The 15718-nt window shown below is 71.6% G+C and carries 15 protein-coding genes; 10 read left to right on the top strand and 5 right to left on the bottom strand.

Features of this window, described 5'->3' with window-relative positions:
• Positions 1 to 164: 164 nt before the first annotated feature.
• Entirely contained in the window at positions 165 to 1646 is a 1482-nt protein-coding gene (locus ACZ573_RS37505; RefSeq protein WP_471313215.1) for a tetratricopeptide repeat protein, read from the bottom strand.
• 96 nt (positions 1647 to 1742) lie between these two features.
• On the opposite strand from ACZ573_RS37505, the gene ACZ573_RS37500 reads away from it, so the two are divergent.
• Positions 1743 to 3125 (top strand): FAD-binding oxidoreductase, encoded by a 1383-nt coding sequence (locus ACZ573_RS37500; RefSeq protein WP_471313213.1) that lies wholly within the window; start codon positions 1743 to 1745, stop codon positions 3123 to 3125.
• A 104-nt stretch (positions 3126 to 3229) separates the two neighbouring features.
• Here the strand turns inward: ACZ573_RS37500 and ACZ573_RS37495 are convergent, their stop codons facing one another.
• Complete coding sequence (locus tag ACZ573_RS37495) at positions 3230 to 3709, bottom strand: SsgA family sporulation/cell division regulator (protein ID WP_471313212.1); 480 nt, start codon at positions 3707 to 3709, stop codon at positions 3230 to 3232.
• Between the two features lie 257 nt (positions 3710 to 3966).
• Here ACZ573_RS37495 and ACZ573_RS37490 point away from each other — a divergent pair, with 257 nt between their 5' ends.
• On the top strand, positions 3967 to 5448 hold the full coding sequence (locus ACZ573_RS37490) for an RDD family protein (RefSeq protein ID WP_471313210.1): 1482 nt from the start codon (positions 3967 to 3969) through the stop codon (positions 5446 to 5448).
• Positions 5449 to 5571: 123 nt separating this feature from the next.
• The gene (locus tag ACZ573_RS37485) at positions 5572 to 6312 is read left to right on the top strand and encodes an RDD family protein (protein WP_471313208.1); all 741 of its coding nucleotides are present in this window, start codon (positions 5572 to 5574) and stop codon (positions 6310 to 6312) included.
• A gap of 76 nt (positions 6313 to 6388) precedes the next feature.
• On the opposite strand, the gene ACZ573_RS37480 is transcribed toward ACZ573_RS37485, so the two are convergent.
• The gene (locus tag ACZ573_RS37480; RefSeq protein ID WP_351162501.1) at positions 6389 to 6694 is read right to left on the bottom strand and encodes a hypothetical protein; all 306 of its coding nucleotides are present in this window, start codon (positions 6692 to 6694) and stop codon (positions 6389 to 6391) included.
• Between the two features lie 473 nt (positions 6695 to 7167).
• Here ACZ573_RS37480 and ACZ573_RS37475 point away from each other — a divergent pair, with 473 nt between their 5' ends.
• Both ACZ573_RS37475 and ACZ573_RS37470 read left to right on the top strand, forming a co-directional pair.
• Positions 7168 to 9522, top strand: a complete 2355-nt coding sequence (locus tag ACZ573_RS37475) for an immune inhibitor A domain-containing protein (protein WP_471313224.1) — start codon at positions 7168 to 7170, stop codon at positions 9520 to 9522.
• A 112-nt stretch (positions 9523 to 9634) separates the two neighbouring features.
• Entirely contained in the window at positions 9635 to 9937 is a 303-nt protein-coding gene (locus ACZ573_RS37470) for a hypothetical protein (protein ID WP_301374679.1), read from the top strand.
• Positions 9938 to 9943: 6 nt separating this feature from the next.
• Here the strand turns inward: ACZ573_RS37470 and ACZ573_RS37465 are convergent, their stop codons facing one another.
• Together ACZ573_RS37465 and ACZ573_RS37460 are read right to left on the bottom strand one after the other, a co-directional pair.
• Positions 9944 to 10549 (bottom strand): isochorismatase family protein, encoded by a 606-nt coding sequence (locus ACZ573_RS37465; RefSeq protein ID WP_471313205.1) that lies wholly within the window; start codon positions 10547 to 10549, stop codon positions 9944 to 9946.
• A gap of 268 nt (positions 10550 to 10817) precedes the next feature.
• Positions 10818 to 12146 carry a nicotinate phosphoribosyltransferase gene (locus ACZ573_RS37460; RefSeq protein ID WP_471313203.1) on the bottom strand — a complete coding sequence of 443 codons (1329 nt, stop codon included), beginning with the start codon at positions 12144 to 12146 and terminating at the stop codon, positions 10818 to 10820.
• Between the two features lie 108 nt (positions 12147 to 12254).
• On the opposite strand from ACZ573_RS37460, the gene clpS reads away from it, so the two are divergent.
• The 5 genes from clpS to ACZ573_RS37435 all read left to right on the top strand — a co-directional run bounded on the left by clpS (position 12255) and on the right by ACZ573_RS37435 (position 15682).
• Positions 12255 to 12569 carry an ATP-dependent Clp protease adapter ClpS gene (gene clpS, locus ACZ573_RS37455; protein WP_052030818.1) on the top strand — a complete coding sequence of 105 codons (315 nt, stop codon included), beginning with the start codon at positions 12255 to 12257 and terminating at the stop codon, positions 12567 to 12569.
• Positions 12569 to 13171 carry a DUF2017 domain-containing protein gene (locus ACZ573_RS37450; RefSeq protein WP_471313201.1) on the top strand — a complete coding sequence of 201 codons (603 nt, stop codon included), beginning with the start codon at positions 12569 to 12571 and terminating at the stop codon, positions 13169 to 13171. The genes clpS and ACZ573_RS37450 overlap by 1 nt, the downstream gene beginning before the upstream one ends.
• Before the next feature lie 318 nt (positions 13172 to 13489).
• The gene (locus ACZ573_RS37445) at positions 13490 to 14929 is read left to right on the top strand and encodes an amino acid permease (protein ID WP_471313198.1); all 1440 of its coding nucleotides are present in this window, start codon (positions 13490 to 13492) and stop codon (positions 14927 to 14929) included.
• A gap of 145 nt (positions 14930 to 15074) precedes the next feature.
• The gene (locus tag ACZ573_RS37440) at positions 15075 to 15497 is read left to right on the top strand and encodes a M67 family metallopeptidase (protein ID WP_471313196.1); all 423 of its coding nucleotides are present in this window, start codon (positions 15075 to 15077) and stop codon (positions 15495 to 15497) included.
• Between the two features lie 77 nt (positions 15498 to 15574).
• Positions 15575 to 15682, top strand: a complete 108-nt coding sequence (locus ACZ573_RS37435; protein WP_314252769.1) for a putative leader peptide — start codon at positions 15575 to 15577, stop codon at positions 15680 to 15682.
• Positions 15683 to 15718: the final 36 nt, after the last annotated feature.

Genomic DNA, 15718 nt, shown 5'->3' with positions numbered 1-15718 from the left:
TAACCCGGGGAGGGGGGGGTCTTGGGGGGGGGAAAACCCCCCCCCCCCCCCCCCTCGACCCCCCCCCCCCCCCCCCCCCCCCCCCCCCCCCCCCCCCCCCCCAGCCCCCCCCCCCCCCCCCCCCCCCCCCCCCCCCCCCCGCCGCCGTGTTCTCCGGGCGGGGTTCAGCGCCCCGTCGGCTTCGGGGACGGCTTCGCGGCCTTCGGGAGTTCCGGCTCCACCCACGGAGCGGTCGGCCGGATGTTCTCCGGGCCCCCCGGCGGCGGCTGCGCGATCGCCGCCAGGGCCTCCTTCGCCACCGGCCCGCGCAGCGGCGAGAAGTGCGGATTCGTCCGCATCGCCTCCTGGAAGTGGCGGCGGGCCGCCTCCTCGTCACCGAGGCCGCGTTCGATCATCGCCCGGTGGAAGGCGAAGTCGGCGCTGCGCAGCCCCGGCTCCGTGGCCTTCTTCGCGTACTCCAGCGCCGCCGCGTCCTCGCCGGTCTGGTGCAGCGCCCACCCCAGCGCGTCCGCGACCTGCACGCTCTTGTGCCGCGACCACTCCTGCGACAGGCGCCGCACGGCCGCCGCCGCATCGCCGTGGTCCGCCTCGTACAGGCCGAGGAGCACCGCGTCGTCGACCCCATTCCGGCTGTCCCGGGCCACCATCGTCGTCAGCGCCTCGTACTGGGTGCGCGCCTCCGGACCCCGGCCCAGCGAGTCCAGCAGTTCACCGAGCTCGCGCGCCAGCTGCGGCACCGCCGACCGGCCCAGTGCCAGCCGGTAGTCCCGTACCGCCTCCCCGCCGCGCCCCAGAGCGGCCAGCGCGCGGGCCCGGCCGCCGAGGGCCTCCGCCTGCGCCGGATCCGTCCGCAGCGCGCCCTCGTACTGTCGCAGCGCCTCTGCCGCGTCGCCGCGCTCCCACGACAGCTCCCCGAGGCGGAACAGCGCGTACGCCTTCTCCGCCGGGCCCTTCGCCGCGCCCGCCGCGTGCTCCATCGCCACCACGGCGTCCTCGCGCCAGCCGCGGTCCCGGTAGACCTGCGAGGCCCTGACGTACGCAGCCAGCCCCGGCCGGATGTCCAGCAGCAGCTCCATCGCCTTCTGCGCGCCCTTGTAGTCGCCGAGCCCGGTGTACGCGTCCACCAGCACCGGGTACGCCGTCCACCGCTTGGGCGCCTGCGCCCGTACGAGCTCGCCCCACTTGCGAGCCGTCCCGAAGTCCCGCCGGGCATTGGCCAGCGCTCCCATGCCCGTCATCGCGTCGAAGTTGCCCTTCTCGGCCGGGCGGACCTCCAGCGAGCGTTTCAGGGCCTTCTCCGCCTTCGGGAACCAGCCGGAATCGGCCGTCCGCCGCGCCTGTTCGAGGTACGCGGAGCCGAGCACGGCCCAGGAGGCCTCGTCGTCCGGATGCGCCGCGAGCCACTTCTCCCGGTCCGCCACCAGCGCCGTCAGGTCCACCACCGCGGCGGGCGCGCCCATGCCCACCGCCGACGCGGCGCGCTCGCCCGGCTCCGGCGGACGGGCGTCGTCACCGGTCCTGGCAGGCCGGATCAGCAGGGCCCCGGCGATCAGGACCACGGCGACCGCGGCCGCCACGAGCGTCTTGCGGCCGGTGAAGGTCACGGGCGGCGCCGGCGTCTGCGATTCCTCGTCGATACGGTCCATGGGGTCACTGTGCGTCAATATGAAGAGCTCGCCGAGGTGTCCGAAGGGGAGCGCGGTCGTGTTCACACCGATGGCCCCGGCTGCCACGCTGGTCCCATGGATGACGATCTCTTCGCACGTCTGCGGGCCGGCCTGCTCGAAGGGCTCCCCGCCGAGGCCCTGCTCACCGATCCCCAGGTGACCACCTCCTACGCCACCGACATGGCCAGCTTCTGCGCCGCCGGCACGCCGGCCGCCGTCGTCCTGCCCCGGACCGTGGAACAGGTCCAGCACGTCCTGCGCACCGCCACGGCCCTGCGGATCCCGGTGGTCCCGCAGGGCGCCCGGACGGGCCTGTCGGGCGGAGCCAACGCCTCCGACGGCTGCATCGTGCTCTCGCTCGTCAAGATGGACCGGATCCTGGAGATCAGCGCCGTCGACCGGATCGCCGTGGTCGAGCCGGGCGTGGTCAACGCCGTGCTCTCACGGGCCGTCGCCGAACAGGGCCTGTACTACCCGCCCGACCCCTCCAGCTGGGAGCAGTGCACCATCGGCGGCAACATCGGCACCGCCTCGGGCGGCCTGTGCTGCGTCAAGTACGGGGTCACCGCCGAGTACGTGCTCGGCCTCGACGTGGTCCTGGCCGACGGTCGGCTGCTGCGCACGGGCCGGCGTACCGCCAAGGGCGTGGCGGGCTACGACCTCACCCGGCTCTTCGTGGGCTCCGAGGGCAGCCTGGGCGTGGTCGTCCAGGCCGTCCTCGCCCTGCGCCCGGCGCCGCCCCGGCAGCTGGCGCTGGCCGCCGAGTTCCCCTCCGTCGCGGCCGCCTGCGAGGCCGTCTGCGCCGTCATGGAGGCGGGTCTGACCCCCTCGCTGCTGGAGCTGATGGACCGGACGACCGTCCGGGCCGTCAACGCCCTCGGGAAGATGGGCCTGCCCGAGGCCACGGAGGCCCTGCTGCTGGCCGCCTTCGACACCCCGCACGCCCCCGAGGACCTCGCGGCCGTGGGGGAGCTGTGCACGGCCGCCGGGGCCACCGCCGTCGTCCCCGCCGAGGACGAGGCGGAGTCCGAACTGCTGCTCCAGGCCCGCCGGATGTCCTTCCCCGCGCTGGAGGCGCTGCGGCCGGCGACGATGATCGACGACGTGTGCGTACCGCGCTCGCGGCTCGGCGAGATGCTGGACGGTACGGCCGCCATCGCCCGCGCCCAGGACCTGCTCATCGGGGTCTGCGCGCACGCCGGGGACGGCAACACCCACCCGATCGTCTGCTTCGACCCCGCGGACGAGGACGAGACGCGGCGGGCCCGCGAGTCCTTCGGCGAGATCATGGCGCTCGGCCTCTCCCTGGGCGGGACCATCACCGGCGAGCACGGGGTCGGTGTGCTGAAGAAGGAGTGGCTGGCCCGCGAACTCGGCCCGGTGGGGATGCAGATGCAGCGGGCCGTCAAGCAGGCCTTCGACCCGCTCGGGCTGCTCAATCCCGGCAAGCTCTTCTGACACCTCGCGCCGGGTGCGGCCGGGGCGGCCGGGGCGACCGGTGAGGCCGGGCCTGCCGGGGCCGGCGGGCGTGGCGGGGCGGGCGGGCGTGCGGTCGCCCGGCATCACAGGTCCCCGTCCGCCGACTCGTCCGACGGCCACGGGTCGCGCAGCCACAGGTCGTCGGCCGGGGTCGGGGTGAGCAGCTCGGCCAGCGCGTCGTCCAGGCCGAGCCGCTCGGTCTCGGTGCCGGGCGGAACGACGCGCAGCGTGCGCTCCAGCCAGGCCGACACGGCGGTCGCCGGGGCCTCCAGGAGGGCGTCGCCGTCGGGGGAGGTGAGCGCCATGCAGAGCACGGACTTGTTGTCGACCTTCGTGGGCCAGATCCGGACGTCGCCGTGGCCGCAGGGGCGGAACACCCCCTCGACGAGCAGTTCGCGGGCGAACGTCCAGTTGACGGGGGTGTTCGAGCTGGTGTGGAAGGTGATGTGGACGGCGTACGGGTCGTGCGTGAGGTAGAGGAGCCGCGCGGGGACGGGGATGCTGCGCTCGGGGGACAGGACCAGCTTCAGTTCCAGCTCGCGCTCGACGACGGGGTGGTGCATGACGGCCTCACTTCGGTTCGGTGCGCGGGGCCGGACGGGGCCCCACACCCGGAGAGAGCGGCAGTGTGCCCGGGTATGACGCGACTTCGGGCAGCGAACCGGAGATTGGCCGATTTCTTTCGGCTGACCGAAAACCATCGTGCAGGGTGACGTTCGCTCGTTTGCTTGGATTCTCCCGTTACCGGACCTGTCGGGGGGCGGTTCTTGGCTATGGTCCTCCCTTGCACAAGCCTCAAGCCACGATCGGAGTTGGGGACATGACGGCCTCCCCTGGTGACGGCGAGCACGCGGCCCGCGAGGGCTTCTACCCGGATCCGTCCATCCCGGGGTACATCCGCTACTGGAACGGAGCGGCCTGGGTACCGGGTACGAGCCGCCCTGCCCCGCAGCCGGCACCTGCCCCGCAGGCCGCGCCCGTCGCCGTGCCCGTCCCCGTCGCCACGCCCCGCGCGCCCGCCGTCCGCGGCGGGCACGCCCCACGCGCGGACGAGACGGGGCCGGTGTTCCTCGACGAGACCTCCATGACCGAGGCGCTGCCGGAGCCCACCCCCGCCCCTGCCGCCGAGGTGCTCGCCGAGCCCGTGGTGTGGCAGGCCGATCCCGTGCACCAGGCCGGCTTCGGCGGACCCCGCGACCACCGCGTGTCGTGGGGCAGCGCGCCGGATCCGGAACCCGCCGCGCAGTCTGCTCCGCAGCCCGGACCGGAACCCGAACCGGAACCGGAACCGGAACCTTCCCCGCGGTCGGCGGGCATCTCCCTGGCCCGTACGGGTGCCGCCGCGGCGGCACCCGAGAGACTTCCCGAGCAGGCCTCCGCCGGGATCCTGTCGGTGCGGTCCCCGGCCGCCCAGACCCCGGCGCCCGCTCCGGCCCCGGCCCCGGCTCCGGCCCCGGAGTGGCCCGACGCCCCCGGGGCCGGCGGGTCCGGGCTCACCTCCTCCTGGCCCGAGGCGGTCGCCGCCGCTCCTGCTCCCGCGCCCACCCCGGCTCCGGCGCCCGCACCGTCCCGACCGCGCCCCGCCGTCCCTGCCGCGCCCGCCGCCCCGGCCGCCGACCGGCCCGAGGTGTGGGCGCCGCGCCCCGCCGGAGTGCGCCCGAAGATCGCGGCCCGGCCCGAGGCGCCCGCCCCGGCGGAGCCCCAGCCCCAGGTCCAGCCGCAGCCCCGGAGCGGGGAGCCGCGCGGGTCCGAGGAGGTCCGCCCGGGCGGCTCCGGCTCCCGCCCCGCCGGGGCCCGTACGCCCCGGGAGGTCTTCGAGCGGATGGCCGAGCGGGCCGTGCGCCCCGCCGGACTGCCGCGCCGGGCCCTGGCCCGCGCCCTGGACTCCCTCGTCTACGCCGCCGTCGCGGTGGCCGTGGCGCGGCCCCTCCTCCCCGGGGCCACCGCCCACGTCGAGGCCAAGGTCGACGCCGCCCGGGCGAGCGGCCGCACCACCACCGTCTGGCTCCTCGACGGGACCATCGCCGGCCTCCTGGGCCTGGTCCTCGGCGCCCTCCTCCTCTTCGGGATCCTCTACGAGGCGCTGCCCACAGCCCGTTGGGGCCGCACCCCGGGCAAGAAGCTGCTGGGCGTCCGGGTCCTGGCCACCGCCACCCTGCGCCCGCCCACCTTCGGCGCGGCCCTGCGCCGCTGGCTGGTGTACGCCTTCCTCGGCCTCCCGGGCAGCCTCTGGTGCCTCGTGGACCGCCCGCGCCGCCAGGCCTGGCACGACAAGGCGGCCCGGACGTACGTGGCCCGCTGAGCGCGCCCGGACGTACGTGGCCCGCTGAGCGCGCCCGGACGGGCCGGGCCCGCGCCCCGCCCCTCCCCCCCGAATGGACGCGGTCCCGTTGCGGGGGTGTCGGAGCCGGGTTCGACTCGGGCCATGAGTACCGACCAGCCGCCGGGCCAGCCGCCCGAGGACGACCCGTTCCTCAAGAAGCCCCAGGAACCGACGCCTCCGTCGGGTGGTTCGCCGTACGGCTCGCCGCCCCCCGGCAGCGGCGGTCCGCCGCCCCCGCCCGGAGGCCCGCCCGGAGGCCCGGGCGGCGGCGGGGGATACCCGCCCCCGCCGCCCCCGTACGGCGGCGGCGGAGACCCGTACGGCGGGAGCGGCGGCTACGGCATGCCCGATCCGCTCGCCGGGATGCCCCCGCTCGCCGACTTCGGCAAGCGGCTCCTCGCGCGCATCATCGACGTCGTGATCATCGCCATCCCGCTGGCCCTCATCCAGCTGGCCTTCGGCACGAACCGCTACCGGTTCGACACCGACCAGGGCGAGGACATCAGCGAGGTCGTCAGCAGGTCCTACAGCGGCAGCGGCCTGATCATGACCCTGATCTCGATCGTCGCGTACGTCGGCTACGACTGGTGGTTCACCAAGAAGAACGGCCGGACGGTCGGCAAGAAGGCGATGCGCCTGCGCGTCGCGATGCTCAACGACGGCAGCGTGCCGAACTCCAACGCCTCCCTGTCGCGCGCCGCCGTGCTCTGGCTGCCGACCCTGATCTGCTGCGCCTGCCTGTGGCCGATCGCGCTGGTCGTCTCGATCCTGGTCGACAAGCCGTACAAGCAGGGCCTGCACGACAAGGTCGCCAAGACCGTGGTGGTCCAGGCCACCGGCTAGATTCAGACATGACGCATCGCCACGCGGGCGGCCATCCCTCCGGGGAGGCCGCCCGCGTCGCGTCGGGCGTCAACCGTCAGTGATGTACGGGGTGTTCGGCCGGCGCCGTCCGGGGCTCGGGCACCCGGGCGGCCCCTGTCGCGCCCTCCTGGGCCGCGGGGGCCCCGGCGGCCGCGGAGGACCCCGTACGCGCCGCATGGCGGCCACGGCGCCGCGGGATGGGCACGGTGAGCGCGACGAGCAGACCCAGGGCGAGCGCGGCGGCGGAGATGACCGCGACGCCGAGCCCGGTGCTCGTCTGCGAGAGCAACAGCATGGCGATCGTCGACACGACGACCGTGGCGGACCCGTACGCGAGCTGTGCGGCAGTCGGACGCGGCATGGCGGTATCCGTCCTCGGTGAGGGGAGGGGGAGTCGGCTCAACCAGTTCGCGCGTCAAGTGACTCTATGACGGGAGATGCCCACTCGGACCGCCGGTAAGCGTGACCTAACACACGGTGCCGGAGCACAGGGGGCGCACGGGATCATTTTCCGGGCGACGGCAGGGGGGAGAAACGGGGACGGGACGGACCTCTCGCGGGGTCGGGAAGGGCCCTTCGCCCCGTATGGCTGTGGAACGTCCGGATAGCGGAACTCCCTGACCGCATAGTGCAGTTGTAAGGGTCAAGTCAAGGTCTGTCTTTTCTTGCTTCCCTCCGGTCAAATGTCGTCACTTGAGACGCGCGCCGCGCGGAACCCCCCGCTCCTATGGAGAAGTTCCGACCAACGTTGCGGCCGCGGGAGGGGAACGACATCAAGTGACCAGCAATTCCGCCAGACGGCGTGCGATACGCGCTGCCGCTGTCACCGTGACCATGGCCGCTTGTGCGACGAGCGCCACCTTCTTCAGTGTTGCCGCGGCCCAGGCCGACACCAAGGGTCCGGGCGCCCCGGCAGCCGACCGGCAGGACCCGACCGCGCCTGCCAAGGTCGTCGAGCACGACCTCAAGGGCCCCTTCAGCGACCAGCAGGCCAAGCAGCGCGCTGCCGCCCTGGACCAGGTCCTGACCGGCAAGAAGGGCGTCGAGCAGCGCGGCGCCTCCAAGGTCGTCAAGCTCGACGACAAGAAGTACGTCGAGCTCGGCCGTGAGAAGACCGACAAGATCTTCACGATCCTCGTCGAGTTCGGCGACCAGGTCGACAACACCACCATGTTCGACCCGGACGGCCCGGGCCCCAAGCCCGAGGTCCCCAAGTACGGCGGTACCCCCGGTCCGCTGCACAACACGATCGCCCAGCCGGACCGTGCCAAGGACAACAGCACCGCCTGGCGCAAGGACTTCAGCCGTGAGTACTTCCAGGACCTGTACTTCGCCACGGGTCAGGGCAAGGACTCGCTGAAGACCTACTACGAGAAGACCTCCTCGGGCCGCTACTCGGTCGAGGGCGAGGTCGCCGACTGGGTCAAGGTCCCGTACAACGAGGGCCGTTACGGCTCCAACTACTGCGGCCAGACCAACTGCTCCAACGTGTGGGACACCGTCAAGGACGGCGTCACCGCATGGTCGGAGGCCCAGAAGAAGGCCGGCAAGACCGACGCGCAGATCAAGGCGCAGCTGTCCCAGTACGACCAGTGGGACCGCTACGACTTCGACAACGACGGCAACTTCAACGAGCCCGACGGCTACATCGACCACTTCCAGATCGTCCACGCGGGCGAGGACGAGTCGGCCGGTGGCGGCGTTCAGGGCACGACCGCGCTGTGGGCGCACCGCTGGTACGCCTACGGCACCGCGGCGGGCAAGACCGGCCCGGACAACAACAAGGCCGGCGGTACCCAGATCGGCAACACGGGCATCTGGGTCGGCGACTACACGATGCAGCCCGAGAACGGCGGCCTCGGCGTCTTCGCGCACGAGTACGGCCACGACCTCGGCCTGCCCGACCTCTACGACACCACCGGTGGCGGCGAGAACAGCGTCGGCTTCTGGTCCCTCATGTCGGCCGGTTCCTGGCTCGGCAAGGGCCAGGACTCCATCGGCGACCTCCCGGGCGACATGACCGCCTGGGACAAGCTCCAGCTGGGCTGGCTGAACTACGACACGGCCAAGGCCGCGACGAAGTCCACCCACAAGCTGGGCGTGGCGGAGTTCAACACCAAGGACAAGCAGGCGCTCGTCGTCGAGCTGCCGAAGAAGCAGGTCAAGACCGAGGTCGTCAAGCCGGCCGAGGGCTCCACCCAGTGGTGGAGCAACATGGGTGACGACCTCAAGAACACCCTGACCCGCTCGGTCGACCTGACCGGCAAGAAGTCCGCCGCCCTGTCCCTCAAGGGCTGGTGGGACATCGAGGCCGACTACGACTACCTCTACACCGAGGTGTCCACCGACGGCGGCGCCACCTGGACCGCCCTCGCCGGCACCGCCGACGGCACGGCCATCCCGGCCGACGCCTCCGGCAGCCCGTCGCTCACCGGTGTCTCGGGTGCCTGGAAGAACCTGAACTTCCCGCTCGACGCCTACGCGGGCAAGAAGGTCGACCTCCGCTTCCGTTACCAGACGGACGGCGGCGCGGGCGGCAAGGGCTTCACGGCCGATGCCATCTCCCTGACCGCGGACGGCTCCGCGCTGTTCACCGACGGCGCCGAGAACGGCGACAACGGCTGGACCGGCAAGGGCTTCTCGCGCATCGGCGCCGACTTCTCCAAGGAGTACGCGCAGCGCTACATCGCCGAGAACCGCCGCTACGTCTCGTACGACTCCACCCTCAAGGTGGGCCCGTACAACTTCGGCTTCGGCAACACCAAGCCGGACTGGGTCGAGCACTACCCGTACCAGGACGGTCTGCTCATCTGGCAGTGGGACACCAGCCAGAAGGACAACAACACCAGCGTCCACCCGGGCCAGGGTCTGATCCTGCCGATCGACGCCAACGCCAAGCCCATGAAGTGGGCGGACGGCACCCTGCTGCGTAACAAGGTCCAGCCGTACGACGCCACCTTCAGCGCGTACTCGACGGATGCGTTCACGCTGCACAAGAACGGCGAGTCGCTGTTCCTGAAGCCGAAGCCCGCCAACCTGGTCTTCGACGACCACAAGGGCAAGTACTACTACGACGAGAACCCGACCGGATCGGTGAAGGTCACTGACACCAACACCAAGATCAAGATCCTGAAGGAGACCTACGACGGTGAGGTCATGACCGTCGAGGTCGGCCCCTCCTCGAAGTAACTCGGTAAAACCGCAGGTCAAAGCATGATCGGCCGTCGCCCTCTAGCGGGCGGCGGCCGTTCGCGTTTAGATGCCCGGTACGAGTTTCTTATTGACGGGGGAGATGACAGCGATGCCAGGCGGCGGTTTCGTGAGATTGCCGGGCGGCAGTGTGGTGGTTGCGCTCACACTGCCGAGGCCGACCGGAGAAGGTGGAAATGTCCGGGTGCTGGTGCACGCCGCGAACCGGGCCCGCGCCCTGACCAGGCTGCGGAACCTCGGCATGCGGGCCGTGTACCTGCGGGGCAACGCGCACCCGCCGACCCCGGACGAGGTCACGGCCGTCCTCCACCATCCGGACGGCCTGCTGTGGCGCGGGGCCCCGGACCGGGCGCAGGAGCTCTGGCACCCCATCCGGGCCCTGCTGGGTACCTAGGGGCGTCTAGACCGCGCCCTGGCCGGCCTGACCGCCGACGAGGGTCACACCGGCCGCACGGAGCTCGTCCAGGGCCCGTGCGGTCGTGTGCGGGGCCACGGCGGCGGTCAGGTCCAGCAGGACGCGGGCGGTGAAGCCGGCGCGCGAGGCGTCGAGCGCGGTGGCCTTCACGCAGTGGTCGGTGGCGATCCCGACCACGTCCACCTCGGTCACGTGCCGGTCCCGCAGCCACTGGCCGAGCGTCGTCCCGTTCTCGTCGGCGCCCTCGAAACCGCTGTACGCGGCCTCGTACGCGCCCTTGTCGAAGACGGCGGAGACGGCTCCCGAGGCCACGGCGGGGGCGAAGTTCGGGTGGAAGCCCACGCCCTCGGTCCCGGCGACGCAGTGGACGGGCCAGGAGGTCTCGTAGTCCGGCTCGGCCGGCGGGTGCGCGAAGTGCGACCCGGGGTCGACGTGGTGGTCGCGGGTGGCGACGACGTGCCGGTACGCGGGCGTGGCCTGGCCGATGTACTCGGTGACGGCGGCGGCGACGTCGGCTCCGCCGGTGACCGCGAGGCTGCCGCCCTCGCAGAAGTCGTTCTGTACGTCGACGACGATCAGTGCGCGGTGCATTTCGCGTGCCCTTCGGCTTGATGGTGTGCTGCGGCGGGCCCTGCGGGGGGCTCTTCCCCCACCCCGCCCCTTCCCGAAACTGGGGAGCCGCCCCAGACCCCCTACGGCGCTCCGCCCCTCGAAACAGCCCCGCCGGCGATTGAGGCGCGGGGGCTCGGGGGCGGAGCCCCCGCAACGGCGCCGCGCGGGCCGGACCGGTGCAAGGTCAGCCCCGCCGGCGATTGAGGCGCGGGTCCGGGGCAGGGACCCGGGAGTCAGGCCCGCAGGGTCAGACGTACTCCGTCGGGATCACGGCCTCGCCCCGCGACAGCTGCGTCGCGGACAGCGGCAGGCTCGCGCGCGCAGCGCGGTGGCGGTCCCGGGCGGCCTCCAGCGGCTCGCGGGCGACCACCTCGCCGGCCTTGACCAGCTGGGTCAGGAGCTGGTGGTCGGCCAGGGCGGCGGGGACGGGCCCCACGCCGATCACCTCCGCCTCCGCGACGCCGTCGGCGTCCTGGCGGCGGGCCGCCCACTTGCGGCCGCCGATGGAGGTCTTGCCTCCCGTGGACTTCTTGGCCACCGGGGCCAGCGCCGCCTTCGGGTCCGCCGAGGTGGCCCGCGCCACCAGCTTGTAGACCATCGAGCACGTCGGGTGCCCGCTGCCGGTCACCAGCTGGGTGCCCACGCCGTACGCGTCCACCGGCGCCGCCGCCAGCGAGGCGATGGCGTACTCGTCGAGGTCCGAGGTGACCACGATCTTCGTCGAGGTCGCGCCCAGCTCGTCGAGCTGCTGCCGCACCCGGTGCGCCACCAGCAGCAGGTCTCCGGAGTCGATCCGCACCGCGCCCAGGTCGGTGCCCGCCACCTCGACGGCGGTACGGACGGCCTCGGCCACGTCGTAGGTGTCCACCAGCAGGGTGGTGCCCCGCCCCAGTGAGTCCACCTGCGCCGTGAAGGCGTCCCGCTCGCTGTCGTGGACCAGGGTGAAGGCGTGCGCGCTCGTGCCGACCGTCGGGATGCCGTACCGGAATCCGGCCGCCAGGTCCGAGGTAGAGGTGAAGCCGCCCACGTACGCGGCCCGCGACGCGGCGACGGCCGCCAGCTCGTGCGTGCGCCGGGCGCCCATCTCGATCAGCGGGCGTGCGCCCGCCGCCGAGGACATCCGGGAGGCGGCCGCGGCGATGGCCGAGTCGTGGTTCAGGATCGACAGGATCACGGTCTCCAGCAGCACGCACTCGGCGAAGCTGCCCTCCACCCGCAGGACGGGGGAGCCGGGGAAGTAGACCTCCCCCTCCTGGTAGCCCCAGATGTCGCCGGAGAAGCGGTACGAGGCCAGCCAGTCCAGCGTCCGCATGTCGACGACGGCCCGCTCGCGCAGGAATTCCAGCACCGCGCCGTCGAAGCGGAAGTTCTCCACCGCGTCCAGCACCCGCCCGGTTCCGGCGATCACTCCGTAGCGGCGCCCCTCGGGCAGCCGGCGGGTGAACACCTCGAAGACCGAGCGTCGGTCGGCGGTGCCGTTGGCCAGGGCGGCCTGCAGCATCGTGAGCTCGTAATGGTCCGTGAAGAGCGCTGTCGACGGCACGTCCACCGGCAGGCCCAGGTCCGCAGGGTTCATGGCTGGGATGCTAGCGCACATTTCGTCAAAGTGACGAGATGTAGGCGGGGATTGCCGGACCGGGCCGTGCGGCCCCTGTTTGGGCGTGGGTGCGGTCGAGGTGGCAGCATGGGACGAGTGAGTGTTGCTCCCATTGAGATCGAACGCACCGAATCCGCCGAAGAGACCTTCGCGGTCCCCGAACCCGACGTCCCCTGGGTGACCCTGGTGCACAACGACCCGGTCAACCTCATGAGCTACGTGGCGTACGTGTTCCAGGCGTACTTCGGCTACTCGAAGGACGTGGCGCACAAGCTGATGCTCGACGTCCATCACAAAGGGCGGGCGGTCGTCTCGAGCGGCACCCGCGAGGAAATGGAGCGCGACGTGCAGGCCATGCACGGCTACGGCCTGTGGGCGACCCTTTCGCAGGACCGCAACTGATGGGCGGCACCTTCGAATCCCGGAAGGGCGGCGGCGCCGCCATCGCGCTCGACGAGATCGAGATCTCGATCCTGCGCTCCCTGGCCGTCCAGCTACTGGAGCTGATCGGCCCCGGCGAGCCGGAGCCCGCCGAGGACGCCGACCCGCTCGCCGCGCTGTTCGCCGAGGGCCCCTCCGAGCCCCCGTCCGACCCGGCGCTGGCCCGGCTCTTCCCCGACGCGTACGGGGCCCCCGACGGGGCCGGCGACAAGGGCGTGGCCCCCGAGGAGCTCGCGGCCCGCTCCGCGGAGTTCCGCCGCTTCACCGAGAACGACCTGCGTGCCCGCAAGCGCGAGGACGCGCTGGCGGTCGTACGCAGCCTGGACGGGCTCACCCCGTCCGGCGACGGTGCGGCGGTGCTGGAGCTGTCCGGCGAGCTGCCGCTGCGCTGGCTCGGCGCACTCAACGACCTGCGCCTGACCATCGCGGCCCGCCTCGACATCACCGAGGACGACGAGAGCGCGATGCTGTTCCGGCTGCCGGACGAGGACCCGCGCAAGCCCATGGTGATGGCCTACCTCTGGCTCGGCGGTCTCCAGGAAACCTTGATCGAAACCCTCTGAGAAACCTCAAGCCGGAACACCGTTCGCTCAGCGGACGCTCAAATCCGGATAACGATCAGATCACCGCCATGCGGTGATCTGATCCATTTCTCTGCCTTTGGGGTGATTTTTTGATGCCCTGCGCCACATTTCTCCCCCTCGGGCGGCCGTAAGCACGTGATAAATCTTCACGATCGCCGACGGGACGCCACCCATGTCTCCCGGCTCGCTTGGACCGGCTGACCGCCGGCGTGCAACTCCATCCGTATCCGGGGGGATCGAGGACCCGATCCGCAGCCAACGACGGCGCGGGTCGGCGTGGAGAAAGGCGCACCAGACATGACCTCTGTGCAGGTCGAGCAGCACGACAAGACGCCCGGCGAGGGCGGACAGGGCGAGGGCGGCGAGGGTTACCACCGCACGCTCGGCGCCCGTCAGATCCAGATGATCGCGATCGGCGGGGCCATCGGCACCGGCCTGTTCCTGGGCGCGGGCAAGGCGATCTCCAAGGCGGGCCCGAGCCTGATCCTGGCGTACGCCATCGCCGGCCTCGTCATCTTCTTCATCATGCGGGCCCTGGGCGAGCTGCTCATGTACCGGCCCGTCTCCGGCTCCTTCTCGGACTACGCCCGCGAGTTCCTGGGCCCGTTCTGGGGCTACGTCACCGGCTGGACGTACTGGCTGTTCTGGGTGGTCACCGGCATCACCGAGGTCACGGCGGCCGCGCAGTACATGTCGTACTGGACCCACGACAGCTTCCCGCAGTGGGCCTACGCGCTGATCTTCACGGTCATCCTCTACGCCGCCAACCTGATCTCCGTGAAGCTCTTCGGTGAGCTGGAGTTCTGGTTCTCCATGGTCAAGGTCACCGCCATCGTCGGCATGATCCTGATCTGCGCCGGCATCCTCACCATCGGCTTCTCCGACGCGGCCGACACCGCCACCGTCTCCAACCTGTGGAACGACGGCGGCTTCTTCCCCAAGGGCATCGGCGGCACGCTGATGACCCTGCAGATCGTGATGTTCGCCTTCCTCGCGGTCGAGCTCGTCGGCGTCACCGCCGGCGAGTCCAAGGACCCCGAGAAGACCCTGCCCAAGGCCATCAACACCGTGCCGTGGCGCATCGCCGTCTTCTACGTCGGCGCGCTGATCATGATCCTGTCGGTCGTCCCGTGGACGCACTTCCAGCCGGGCGTCTCGCCCTTCGTCGCCGCCTTCGAGCGCATGGGCCTGGGCATCGGCGCCGCGATCGTCAACTTCGTCGTGCTGACCGCCGCCCTGTCCTCCTGCAACTCGGGCATGTACTCCACCGGCCGCATGCTGCGCGACCTCGCGGTCAACGGCCAGGGCCCGAAGGTCTTCACCAAGCTCACCAAGAGCGGCACCCCGCTGGTGGGCACCACCTTCTCCGCCGCGCTGATGCTGGTGGGCGTCTGGATCAACTACGTCGCCCCGGGCAAGGCCTTCGACTACGTCGTCTCCTTCGCCACCATCTCCGGCATGTGGGCCTGGATCATGATCCTGGTCTGCCAGATCCGCTACCGGGCCAAGTCCGACCGCGGCGAGCTGCCGCAGTCCGCGTTCCGCGCCCCCGGCGCCCCGTACACGAGCTGGTTCGCGCTGCTCTTCATCGGCATGGTCATCGTCATGATGGGCGCCGACAAGGACTCCCGCGTCTCGCTGTACTGCGCTCCGCTGTGGGGCCTGATCCTGGGCGTCTCCTACCTGGTCATGAAGTCCCGCGACCCGCGCGGCGCGGCCTTCACCAAGGCCTCGTAACACCCGGGAACCGTGCGTCCCGGCCGCCTGCCGCGGCCGGGAACCGCGCCCCCACGACGTTGCCCCCAGGGCGGCGTGTCCATCATTCGGGCCCTTCCGTACCACTCCTCGGTACGGAAGGGCCCGTCTGTTTATCCTGTCGCTCATGCTGACCCTCACCAAGGCCCTGTACGACCAGATCGTCGAGCACGCCCGCAAGGACCACCCCGACGAGGCGTGCGGTGTCGTGGCCGGCCCGGCGGGCACCGACCGCCCCGAGCGCTTCGTCCCGATGCTCAACGCGGCCCGCTCGCCCACGTTCTACGAGTTCGACTCGAAGGATCTGCTGAAGCTCTACCGCGATCTGGACGACCGCGACGAGGAGCCGGTGATCGTCTACCACTCGCACACCGCGACCGAGGCGTACCCCTCGCGCACCGACGTCACGTACGCGAACGAGCCCGGCGCGCACTACGTGCTCGTCTCCACGGCGGACGAGGACGGCCTCGGGGAGTTCCAGTTCCGTTCGTACCGGATCGTCGACGGAGTGATCACGGAGGAAGAAGTGCAGGTCGTCGACGCCTACTGACCAGTATGTGAGCGTTGGGCATCCACGATGCGGGATCACACTCCAAACGGGGGACCGGGAATCGTTAACATGACCGCATGGTTTCCCACGACGTGAGCATCGAGACGCCCGGCAGGCTGCTGCTCGTGGCGCGGCTGCACGTCGACCTGTGCCGCCTCGCCAGCGCCATCTGTCCTGCGCTCTGAGCACCAGAGCCCTTCCGCGCGGGGGGCCGACGAACC

The sequence above is a fragment of the Streptomyces sp. NPDC040545 genome (assembly GCF_055595065.1).
This window is presented reverse-complemented; position numbering and strand designations above follow the sequence as displayed.